11 protein-coding genes and 1 tRNA gene are annotated in these 10,127 nt (G+C 60.3%); 11 read left to right on the top strand and 1 reads right to left on the bottom strand.

The features are described from left to right. The 6 genes from F8J34_RS02775 to F8J34_RS02750 all read left to right on the top strand — a co-directional run. Positions 1 to 188: Smr/MutS family protein (locus F8J34_RS02775; RefSeq protein WP_297056314.1), on the top strand; the 188-nt coding region annotated here is incomplete at its 5' end. After that, the gene (gene dnaG, locus F8J34_RS02770; protein WP_297056312.1) at positions 185 to 1,927 is read left to right on the top strand and encodes a DNA primase; all 1,743 of its coding nucleotides are present in this window, start codon (positions 185 to 187) and stop codon (positions 1,925 to 1,927) included. The genes F8J34_RS02775 and dnaG, both read left to right, overlap by 4 nt. Beyond that, positions 1,908 to 3,497, top strand: a complete 1,590-nt coding sequence (rpoD, locus tag F8J34_RS02765) for an RNA polymerase sigma factor RpoD (protein ID WP_297056310.1) — start codon at positions 1,908 to 1,910, stop codon at positions 3,495 to 3,497. Before dnaG ends, rpoD begins: the two co-directional genes overlap by 20 nt. Before the next feature lie 43 nt (positions 3,498 to 3,540). After that, positions 3,541 to 3,614 (top strand) — tRNA-Ile (locus F8J34_RS02760). A gap of 130 nt (positions 3,615 to 3,744) precedes the next feature. Beyond that, entirely contained in the window at positions 3,745 to 4,557 is an 813-nt protein-coding gene (locus F8J34_RS02755; RefSeq protein ID WP_297056308.1) for a Nif3-like dinuclear metal center hexameric protein, read from the top strand. After that, the gene (locus F8J34_RS02750; RefSeq protein WP_297056306.1) at positions 4,542 to 5,294 is read left to right on the top strand and encodes a C4-type zinc ribbon domain-containing protein; all 753 of its coding nucleotides are present in this window, start codon (positions 4,542 to 4,544) and stop codon (positions 5,292 to 5,294) included. Before F8J34_RS02755 ends, F8J34_RS02750 begins: the two co-directional genes overlap by 16 nt. 19 nt (positions 5,295 to 5,313) lie before the next feature. On the opposite strand, the gene queF is transcribed toward F8J34_RS02750, so the two are convergent. Further along, the gene (gene queF / locus F8J34_RS02745; RefSeq protein WP_297056304.1) at positions 5,314 to 5,697 is read right to left on the bottom strand and encodes a preQ(1) synthase; all 384 of its coding nucleotides are present in this window, start codon (positions 5,695 to 5,697) and stop codon (positions 5,314 to 5,316) included. Between the two features lie 82 nt (positions 5,698 to 5,779). Here queF and F8J34_RS02740 point away from each other — a divergent pair, with 82 nt between their 5' ends. From F8J34_RS02740 to purD, 5 genes are all read left to right on the top strand, one after another. Beyond that, complete coding sequence (locus F8J34_RS02740; RefSeq protein ID WP_297056302.1) at positions 5,780 to 6,502, top strand: lipoprotein; 723 nt, start codon at positions 5,780 to 5,782, stop codon at positions 6,500 to 6,502. A 17-nt stretch (positions 6,503 to 6,519) separates the two neighbouring features. Next, a complete protein-coding gene (gene lysA, locus F8J34_RS02735) occupies positions 6,520 to 7,797 on the top strand; it encodes a diaminopimelate decarboxylase (protein ID WP_363315404.1) in 1,278 nt (425 codons plus the stop codon). After that, positions 7,754 to 8,116, top strand: a complete 363-nt coding sequence (locus tag F8J34_RS02730; protein ID WP_297056297.1) for a nucleotidyltransferase domain-containing protein — start codon at positions 7,754 to 7,756, stop codon at positions 8,114 to 8,116. The genes lysA and F8J34_RS02730 overlap by 44 nt, the downstream gene beginning before the upstream one ends. Then, positions 8,100 to 8,492 (top strand): HI0074 family nucleotidyltransferase substrate-binding subunit, encoded by a 393-nt coding sequence (locus tag F8J34_RS02725; RefSeq protein ID WP_297056294.1) that lies wholly within the window; start codon positions 8,100 to 8,102, stop codon positions 8,490 to 8,492. Before F8J34_RS02730 ends, F8J34_RS02725 begins: the two co-directional genes overlap by 17 nt. A gap of 14 nt (positions 8,493 to 8,506) precedes the next feature. After that, positions 8,507 to 10,127, top strand: a 1,621-nt coding sequence (gene purD, locus F8J34_RS02720; protein WP_297056292.1) for a phosphoribosylamine--glycine ligase, incomplete at its 3' end; no start/stop codon positions are given.

The following is a 10,127-nucleotide window of genomic DNA, read 5'->3' as shown; positions in this document are numbered from 1 at the left end:
TCCGGGAAGTGCGGGTGGTGCACGGTCTCGGCACCGGTAAACTTATGCAGGCCGTAAGGGATTATCTGGACGGACACGAGGCCGTGGAGAGTTGGAGACCGGCTGCCCCCCATGAAGGGGGCGAGGGGGCAACCATGGTGAAGCTGGTCCCCCCCGCCGGGGGGGTTCTTCACCGGAGGGGATCGTGAACTTACGGGAGGTCGCGATCCGACTCCGGGAGGTCATCAACATCGTGGATCTGGTCTCCGAATACGTGGCCCTGAAAAAAGTGGGGCGCAACTATGTAGGTCTCTGTCCCTTCCATACCGAGAGTAAACCTTCCTTTACCGTAAGCGAGGAAAAACAGATCTTCCGGTGCTTCGGTTGCGGGGCCGGAGGGGATGCGATCGGTTTCTACATGCGCATCAACGGGCTCTCTTTCCCGGAGGCGGTAAGGGAACTGGCGCAGCGGTACCACCTGCCTCTGCCCCGCGGGGATTCCGGAGAAGGTAAGAAATACGACCGGCTTTATCGGGTCAACGAAAAGGCCCTGCGTTTCTTTCGGCACCTCCTGAAGAGTGCTCCGGAGGCGGAAGTGGCGCGCGAGCACCTGCGGGAACGGGAGATCTCGGAGGCCACGGCGGAGAATTTTGCCCTGGGCTACGCTCCGGCTGAGGGCAGTGCCCTGGCCGCCCATTTACGCCTCTCCGGGGTGGATCAGGCCCTGGCCGAGGAGGCCGGCCTGATCCTGCGTCGGGAGGACGGATCCTATTACGACCGCTTCCGGGGCCGTCTCATCTTTCCTCTGCGGGATCAGCAGGGCCGGGTGGTGGCCTTTGCCGGTCGGATCCTGGGACCGGGGGAACCCAAATACCTCAATTCTCCGGAAACCCCGGTCTATCACAAGAGCCGTTATCTCTACGGACTTTACGAGGCCCGTTCCTCTCTCCGGGAACGGGGGTTCGGTCTGGTGGTGGAGGGATATTTCGACCTTCTTTCCCTGTGGGAAAAGGGGATCCGGAACGTGGTGGCCACCTGCGGGACGGCGCTCACCCGGGAACATGCTCGCCTCCTCAAGCGTCTGCTTCGGACCTGGTATCTGGTCTTTGACGGAGACGAGGCCGGGCGCAGGGCCGCCTATCGGGCCCTGGGGGTCTTTTTCCAGGAGGGAATCTTCCCGCGCGTGGTCTTTCTCCCCCAGGGGGAGGATCCGGACAGCCTGGTCCGACGCTTCGGCCCCGAAGCCGTGGAAGAACTGTTGCCGAAAGCCCGTTCCCCGGAATCCTTCCTGGTGGATTATGTACGTCAGGCCTTTCCCCCGGATCCGGAAGGCAAAAGCGCGGCGGTGGCAGAGGTCCGAAAGATCCTTTCCGGGGTGCCGGATCCGGTCATTCGATACGAATATGCCCGCAGGGTGGCCGAAGGCCTGGACGTTCCGGAACGTTTTCTGCTCGAATCTCCGCCTCAACCGTCTCCTTCTACCTCCACTCCGGCCGCGGAGGATCCTTTCGGGAAACTTATCCTCCAGACCCTTCTCCATCACCCTTCCTTGGCGGCGGAACTCAAGGCCCTGAGGGTGGAAGACCTCCTGAGAGATCCCCATCAACAAAAGCTATATCTTCGCCTCCTGGAAGCCCTGGAGGAAGGGTGTCCTCCGGAAAGGTTCTCTCCGGAGGATCCGGAACTTCAGTCCCTTTACAGCGAACTGTTCTTCTCTCCTTTTCCCGAGGATTCAGCGGAAAAGATCCTTTTTGAGATCAAAGAAAGCGTGCTTCGGCGTCGATTCCGGGAACGCGAAAGGGAGCGCTTCCTCCGGGAGATAAAGGAGGCGGAAAGTTCGGGGCGTAAAGAAGATCTGGCGAGGCTCCTTAAGGCCTACGCCGATCTTTGCTTGGAACGATCAATAAAACGCCGCGGGGAGGGGGTTTATGAGTCGTTCTCATCATAAGGAACTGGGGGTCTTAGAAAGGGAGGATTTTACCTGCCTAAGGGAAATAGAGGAAACCTACGGTCTGGAATCCTCCCTGGAAGAGCTGGAGGACGAGAGCGGTTTCGATCCGGTAAAGTACTACCTCCGGGACATGGGGGATATTCCGCTGCTTTCACGGGAGGAGGAGGTTCGCCTGGCCCGGGAGATAGAAGAAGGGGAAAGGCAGGCGGTGCACGGGGCGCTGAAGTTGCGTTCGACCCTGTCCCGGATCTGTGCTTCACTGGAGCGGTTTCTGCGCCGGGAGATCCGGGCCCGGGAGATCCTGAGAGACGCGGACGAATTCTTCGACGATGCCGGTAAAGAAGAGGAGGTGGGAAGGCTCATTGCCTGGGCCCAGGAGGTGCAGGAACTCTCCTCGGAGATCCTTGCCGAATGGCGGAAGGTACCCGAGGGAAAAGGGGCCCGTCTCTCTCACTATCGGGAGATCTCCCGCCTGCGGGATCGCCTGGAGGAGAAACTCTTTGAGCATCGTCTGTCCCGGAAATTCATCGAGGAGCTCTGCAGGGAACCCCTCCAGATGGGCTGTGAACTGCGACGGGCGGAAAAGGACCTCCAGCAGATCGAAAAGAACGGCTATCGTCTGGCGGTCCTGATCCAGCACTTCATCCGCACCGATGGCGAGTTTGCCCGTATCCAGGAGGTTTCCGCCCGGATCGGGATCTCCCCGCAAAAGTTCCTGGAATATCAGAAACGGTATCGACACCTTCAGTCCCTTCGGCAGAACATTCCCCAACGTTTCGGGGTTACACTCTCCCGTTTCAGGCTGATCCTTACGGAGATAGAGGAAGGACTTTCCCGGGCCCGTCAGGCCAAGGAATCCCTGGTGCGGGCCAATCTCCGACTGGTGGTCTCGGTGGCCAAAAAATACGTGGGTCGGGGGTTGCCTTTTCTGGATCTCATTCAGGAAGGCAACATCGGCCTGATGAAAGCGGTGGAAAAATTCGACTGGCGGCGGGGGTATAAGTTCAGCACCTATGCCACCTGGTGGATCCGCCAGGCCATCACCCGGGCCATCGCCGATCAGGCCCGCACCATCCGTATCCCCGTACACATGATCGAACTGGTGAACAAACTGGTGCGTACCTCGCTGCGCTATTATCAGGAAAAGGGGGAGGAACCCACGCCGGAGATCCTGGCCCAGGAGATGGGGCTTCCGGTGGAAAAGGTCAAGACCATCCTCAAGATCACCAAGGACCCGGTATCCTTAGAAACCCCGGTGGGAGACGACGAAGATTCCCTGCTGGGCGATTTTATCGAGGACGAGATGATCCTGGGGCCGCATCAGGCCACCGAGGATCTTTCCCTGGTGGAGGAGGTGCGCAAACTCCTTTCCATGCTCAGTCCGCGGGAGGAAAAGATCCTGCGCCTGCGTTTCGGAATAGGTGAAAAATACGAACACACCCTGGAGGAGGTGGGTCGGGCCTTCGGGGTTACCCGGGAAAGGATCCGCCAGATCGAGTCCAAAGCGCTGCGCAAGCTTCGGCATCCCCATCGCAGCAAACACCTGAAATTTTATCTAACCTCCTAATTTCTTGACAGGAATAGGGGAAGGGATACATTTAGGAATGTACGGGCCTGTAGCTCAGCTGGTTAGAGCCACCGGCTCATAACCGGGAGGTCGGAGGTTCGAATCCTCCCAGGCCCATTTTTTTATTTTAGAATAGTATCTGCCGGGTTGGACTCAGAGAGGTTGATTTCCCCGCACAGGGAGGGGTGATGGGAAAGGGTCCGGAGGGACCGGGGGCAAGAACTGCCCCGCATGAATTAACCGGCTAATGTCCGTTACGGTTGGCGAGATCTGTGCATGGATTGAAAGCTGGGCTCCGGTCTCCTGGGCCGAGGAAGGGGATCCCGTAGGCCTCCAGTTCGGTTCTCTGGAACAGCGTTTGATCCATTTGGGTCTGGCCCTGGAGCTCACCCCGGCGGTGGCGGAATGGGTGCTCCGCCAGGGGGTGGAGGCTCTGCTCACCCATCATCCGGTCTTCTTCCGGCCTTTGCGACGTCTCCGCGAGGAAGACCCCTGGGAGGGGTTGATCCTGCGGCTGATCCGTCGGGGTTGTACGGTGATTTCCTACCACACCAACCTGGACGCGGCCCCGGGCGGGGTTTCGGATCTCCTGGCCGAGGCTCTGGGGGTCCGTGCGGAGCGAGCCCTGCGTCCGGTACCCGGGCACGAACGAGCCGGTCTGGGGCGGGTGGGAGAACTGGAAGAACCGCTTCGTCTCTCCTCCCTGGCGGAAAGACTGCGTCAGCTCCTTGGGGCCCCGGTGCTTATGGCCGGGCCGGACCGGGAGGTAAAACGGGTGGCTTTATGTGCCGGCTCGGGCTGGAGTCTCTGGCCGGAGGTCTTGTCAAGTGAGGCAGAAGTATTTATAACCGGGGAGGTCAAACATCATATCGCGCGAGAGGCCGAGATTCGAGGCTTGGGGCTTCTCGCCACAGACCACTGGGCCATGGAAAATTATTTCTGGAGACACCTCTCGGAGAGGCTCCGGGTCCGGTTTCCGGACCTGAGGGTGAGCTTCTTCGAGGACCGGAGTCCCTTTCGAACTCTTAGTGAGGAGGAGGATCGGTGCGCGAGGAAATAGCCAATCTTATAAGACTGCAGGAAATAGATCTCAAGATCCTGGAACTGGAGCGTCGGAAGGAGGAATTGCCCCTCTCCCTGAGGGAGGCCGAGGCCGAGTTGAACCGCAAGAAGGAGCAGCTGGACGAACTGGCCCGGCGTCTGGAGGAGATCCAGCTCCGGAAAAAGACCGAGGAGGAAGAACTGGAGGAGGAGCTCCAGCGCCTCCGCAAGACCCAGACCCGACTCATGCAGATCCGGGGCAGCCGGGAATACCAGGCCCTCCTGCGAGAGATCGAGGAAATTAAAAAGGCCAACAAGGAACGGGAGGAAAACATCCTCAAACTCATGGAGGAACAGGAAAAGCTCCAGCAGGAGGAAGAGACCCTGCGCCAGGAAATCGCCGCCCTGGAGCAAAAGGTAGCCGAAGAACGGGCCCTCTATGAAGCCCGATGTGCGGAACTGGAAAAGGAGAAGGAACGCTACCTGGGAGAAAGGGAGGGGTTGGCCCGGGCCGTGCCCCAGAATCTGCTCCAGCGTTATGAATTCATTCGCTCCCGGCGCGGAGGGCTGGCCATCGTAGGGGTGGATAACGGCACCTGCGAGGGCTGTCACATGCACATCCCCCCGCAGCTTTTCAATGAACTTCAGCGGGACGACCGCTATTACGAATGTCCTCTGTGCCGAAGATTGATCTATTACAAGAAGATCTATTTTCCCGAACCCGAGGACACCGAGGAAACCCCGGCGGAAAAATAGACCCGCTGGCGTCTGGGGCTCATTCTTCCCGGCGACGCTCCACCGTGATCACCGTGTGGACGTTCCCCCGGGGGTTAAAGTCCCCCACCACCTTTAGCTCCCGGGGCTCCAGGAGCCGCCAGAGGGCGTCGAAGATCTCGTTGGTGGCCGCCTCGTGCGAGATATAGCGGCCCCGGAACTTGTTCAGCCAGAGCTTAAGCGAACGTAACTCCACGATCTTCTGGTCGGGAATATAGGAAATCCTGATGGTGGCAAAGTCCGGATAACCCGAACGCGGACAGAGACAGGTGAACTCCGGAAAGGTAATATCTATGCGGTAGTCGCGATCCGGGTAGGGATTGGGCCAGGCCTCAAGCTCGGCCTCCTCAATGGCCCGTTCTCCGTAGCGTTTTTCTTCCCTCATACTTCCTATGATACCCGGAAAAAGACCCCTGTGGAGCCCCCGGGATCTGGGGAGAGTGCCTATTTTATGCTATGTAAGGATTATGTTTCGGGTAATCGTGATCCTTTTCGCGTGTTTGTTCCTTACCGGATGCGGGCGGAAGGCTCCTCCGGTGCCTCCGGAAGCGGCCCGTCCCCGGCCTCCCTCCGCTTTCAGGGTGATCCTGCATCCCTTCTTCGTCGAACTCACCGTTCGGGTCCCGGTGGAGGATATCCGGGGCTACGATCTCCGCAGGATCAAGGCTTTTGAGATAAGTCGTTCGGCCCGACCGGCGGGAAGACCCGGCCCCGAGCTACACCGAACCTTTCGGGTACCCTTCGGGAAATCTCCGGCGCAGCAACCCCTCTTCACCTATCGGGACAGGGATCTGCGACCGGGCTGGTGTTACACCTATCGGGTACGGGCCATAAAAGGTTTCCGTTCGGTCAGCGCCTGGACCCCGCCCCGCGGATTCTGCTGGACCACTCCTCCCCGGCCCCCGGAGAACCTGACCGCCCGGCGTCTCTTTCCCCATACCGTCTTTCTGAGCTGGAATCCGGTGACCCTGGACCTGCACCGATTCCCGCTCCACGGGAGGGTTCTTTACCGGGTGCGACGCCGCACTCCTGCGGGAGAGACCACCTTTCCCCCGGTTCCGGAGGCCTCCTTTTACGACACCTCCGCCCGGGCCGGAATAAGAACTTGCTATTCGGTGGAGCCTCTTTTATCCTACTACGGCACCCTGGTCCCCGGGCCGCAAAGCCCGGAGGTTTGTCTGATTCCCTGAATTTCGAGGTAAGGGCCATGCACTACTTTCAGTACCGTCAGGGAGAACTTTACGCCGAAGAGGTCCCGGTAAGGAGAATCGTCGAGGCGGCAGGAACCCCGGTCTATATTTACTCCGCGGCCACCCTGAGACGCCATTTCCGGGTCTTTGATGAGGCCTTCTCCGGCATCCCGCATCTCGTCTGCTACTCGGTTAAGGCCAACTCCAATCTCGCGGTGCTGAGGCTCCTTTCCCGGGAGGGTTCCGGGGCGGACATCGTCTCCGGAGGGGAGCTTTACCGGGCCTTAAAGGCCGGGATCCCTCCGGAAAGGATCGTCTTTTCCGGGGTGGGGAAGACCGAACGGGAGATGGAGGAGGCCCTTTCCGCCGGCATCCTGATGTTTAATGTGGAAAGCCTGGGGGAGCTAGAGGCCCTTTCCCGGGTGGCCCGAAGACTCGGGAAACCCGCCCCCTTTGCCATCCGGGTGAACCCGGATGTGGATCCCCGCACCCATCCTTACATCTCCACCGGGCTTAAGAAAAACAAATTCGGGCTCCCGGAGGAGGTGGCCTATCAGGCGTATTTGCGGGCCCGGGAGGACCCCTTCCTTAAGCCCCTGGGGGTGGACTGCCACATCGGCTCCCAGCTTACGGAACTTTCCCCCTTTGTGGAGGCCCTGAGGAGGTTAAAGGCCCTTTATCTGCGCCTCCGGGAGGAAGGACTTCCCCTGCGTTTTCTCGACCTCGGGGGAGGGCTCGGAATCGTCTATGGGGAAGAGGAACCCCCGCCGCCTGAGGAATACGCCCGGGCCCTGAAGGAAGAGCTTTCGGGTCTTTCGGAGACCACCCTCATCCTTGAACCCGGACGGGTGATCGCCGGAAACGCCGGCATCCTGGTAACCCGCGTGCTCTACGTAAAGTCCCATCCCCCGAAGGGGGAGGAGCCCGGACGCAACTTCGTGATCGTGGATGCCGGGATGAACGACCTCATCCGTCCGGCCTTCTATCAGGCCTACCACCGCATTGCGCCGGTGCGGGAGATCCCCGGCGAGGAGACCATCCGGGCCGATGTGGTGGGCCCCATCTGCGAGAGCGGCGATTTCCTGGCCCGGGAACGGCACCTTCCTCCGGTGGTGCCCGGGGACTATCTTGCGGTCTTTTCCGCCGGGGCTTACGGGTTCGTCATGTCCTCCAACTACAATTCCCGTCCCCGGGCCGCCGAGGTCCTGGTGGACGGAGAGCGCTTTTTCGTGGTAAGAAAAAGGGAGACCTATGAGGACCTGGTGCGCCTTGAGGAGATCCCCGAAGAACTCTAAGAATCTTTCCCTTTCCCCCAAACTTGAGGAACGCTTAAGACGTATCACCGAACATCTTGCGGCAAGACTTAATCCCCGGGCCATCTATCTTTTCGGCTCCCTTTCCCGGGGAAAAAGGGCCAGAAGCGGTTTTGATATAGATCTTTTCGTCTTTTGCGGCCGAAAGCTTTCGCACCGGGAAAAGCGCATTCTGCGAGAGGAGGTGGACGAGTTGGCCGGGATCTATCCGGTGGATCTTCTCTTTGAGAGTGAGGTGGCCCCGGAGTTTGCCGAGCGGGTAAAAAGCGAGGGAGTGCTCCTCTATGACGCGCAGGGTTGAGGCCGAGGAGGGCCTTTTAAAGCTGGAGAAGGCCTTTTGGCGCTTAAAAGAGGCCCTCGCGCAGGCCAAAGATGAGCTTGATCGCGACGGGGTGATCCAGCGTTTTGAGTTAACGGTAGAACTCTGCTGGAAGGCCTTGAAGCGCATCCTGGCCTACAAGGGAGTCGAGTGCCATTTTCCGCGGGACTGCATCAAACAGGCCTTCCGCTACGGACTCATCGAAAACGACGATCTACTCCTGGATATGCTTTCCGACCGGAATCTCTGTGCGCATCTTTACGACGAAAAACTTGCCGAAGAGGTCTATGGGCGAATAAAAGAAATCTATGTTCGGGAGCTCGAGAGACTTGTTTTGAGTCTTAAGGAAAAACTCTAAGAGGAGGCAAAAAGATGAAGGTTCTGGTGGTGGGAGGAGGCGGACGGGAGCACGCCCTTTGCTGGAAGCTTGCGCAGAGTCCCCGGGTGGAAAGGGTCTATTGCGCCCCGGGAAATGCCGGGATCGCGGCGGAGGAAAAGTGCGAGTGTGTTCCGCTTGATCCCTTTGACTTTGAGGCCCTTTCGCGATTGGCAAAGGAGAAAGGGGTGGACTTTACGGTGGTGGGGCCGGAGGATCCCCTGGCCCGGGGGCTTTCCGATCATTTTGCCAAAGAGGGGCTTAAGGTCTTCGGGCCTTCGGCCGCGGCGGCCCGGATTGAGGCGAGCAAGGTCTTCACCAAGGAGCTTCTGGCCAAATACGGCATCCCCACCGCGGCCTTTGAGGTCTTCGACCATCCCGAGGCCGCCAAGCGCTACATCGAAAAGAAGGGCGTCCCCATCGTGGTCAAGGCCGACGGTCTGGCCGCGGGAAAGGGAGTGGTGGTGGCCCGAAGCCTTGAGGAGGCCTTCACCGCGGTGGACCGGATCATGGTGGAGAGGGTCTTCGGGGAGGCCGGGGCCCGGGTGGTGATCGAGGAGTGTCTAGTCGGGGAGGAGGCCTCCTTCATGGTCCTTACCGACGGTGAAACCGTGCTTCCGCTTCCCTCCTCCCAGGACCACAAACCCCTTCTTGACGGCGACCGGGGGCCGAACACCGGGGGCATGGGGGCCTACAGCCCGGCCCCGGTGGTCACCGAAGCCCTGGCCGAAGAGATCATGGAAGGCATCATGAAACCCACCATTAGGGCCCTGGCCCAGGAAGGGGCCCCTTATTTCGGGGTCCTTTACGCCGGGCTTATGATCGTTGAGGGGCGGCCCTACGTGCTCGAATTCAACTGCCGTTTTGGGGACCCGGAGGCTCAGCCGGTCCTCATGCGGCTTGAGACCGATCTCGCGGAACTCATCGAGGCCGCCTTCTCTGGCCGCCTTGCGGAATGTGAGGTCCGGGTGCGTCCGGAGGCCGCGGTCTGCGTGGTCATGGCCTCGGGCGGCTATCCCGGAAAGTACGAAAAGGGAAAGGTCATCACCGGGATCGAGGAGGCGGAGAGGATCCCCGGGGTCAAGGTCTTTCACGCCGGAACGACGCGGAAAGACGGAAAACTCGTCACCTCCGGGGGACGGGTGCTGGGGGTTACGGCCCTGGCCGAGGACATCCCGCAGGCCATGCGCAAGGCCTACCAGGCGGTAGAAAAGATTCATTTTGAAAAGGTTCACTTCCGGCGGGACATCGGGGCCAAGGCCTTGCGGCACCTTCCCCCGCGGGTAGGTATTCTCGTGGGAAGCGAAAGTGATCTCCCCGGGGTCAAGGAGGCCGAAAGAATCCTTTCGGAGTTTGCCGTGCCCTACGAGGTGGAGGTGGCCTCGGCGCACCGCAGTCCGGAAAAGGTCCGGCGTTATGCCGAGGAGGCCCGCAGGCGGGGCATCCGGGTGATCATCGCCGGGGCCGGGCTTTCGGCCCACCTTCCCGGGGTGGTGGCCGCGCACACCACGGTCCCGGTAATTGGCGTTCCGGTAGCTGCCGGGCCGCTGAACGGCCTTGACGCCCTGCTCTCCATGGTGCAGATGCCCCGCGGGGTGCCGGTGGCCACGGTAGGGA

Source organism: Thermosulfurimonas sp. (assembly GCF_015491435.1).
In the GTDB taxonomy this organism is placed as follows: Bacteria; Desulfobacterota; Thermodesulfobacteria; order Thermodesulfobacteriales; family Thermodesulfobacteriaceae; genus Thermosulfurimonas_A.
Note: the sequence above shows the minus strand (reverse complement) of the source record. Positions and strands in the feature narration are given on the sequence as shown.

Bases quoted from the DNA above. Each gene is read 5' to 3' on its own strand.
- F8J34_RS02725 (WP_297056294.1), top strand. From the start codon at position 8,100: ATGACGCGCAGGGTTGAGGCCGAGGAGGGCCTTTTAAAGCTGGAGAAG.
- rpoD (WP_297056310.1), top strand. From the start codon at position 1,908: ATGAGTCGTTCTCATCATAAGGAACTGGGGGTCTTAGAAAGGGAGGAT.
- F8J34_RS02730 (WP_297056297.1), top strand. From the start codon at position 7,754: ATGAGGACCTGGTGCGCCTTGAGGAGATCCCCGAAGAACTCTAAGAAT.
- F8J34_RS02740 (WP_297056302.1), top strand. From the start codon at position 5,780: ATGTTTCGGGTAATCGTGATCCTTTTCGCGTGTTTGTTCCTTACCGGA.
- queF (WP_297056304.1), bottom strand. From the start codon at position 5,697: ATGAGGGAAGAAAAACGCTACGGAGAACGGGCCATTGAGGAGGCCGAG.
- F8J34_RS02755 (WP_297056308.1), top strand. From the start codon at position 3,745: ATGTCCGTTACGGTTGGCGAGATCTGTGCATGGATTGAAAGCTGGGCT.
- lysA (WP_363315404.1), top strand. From the start codon at position 6,520: ATGCACTACTTTCAGTACCGTCAGGGAGAACTTTACGCCGAAGAGGTC.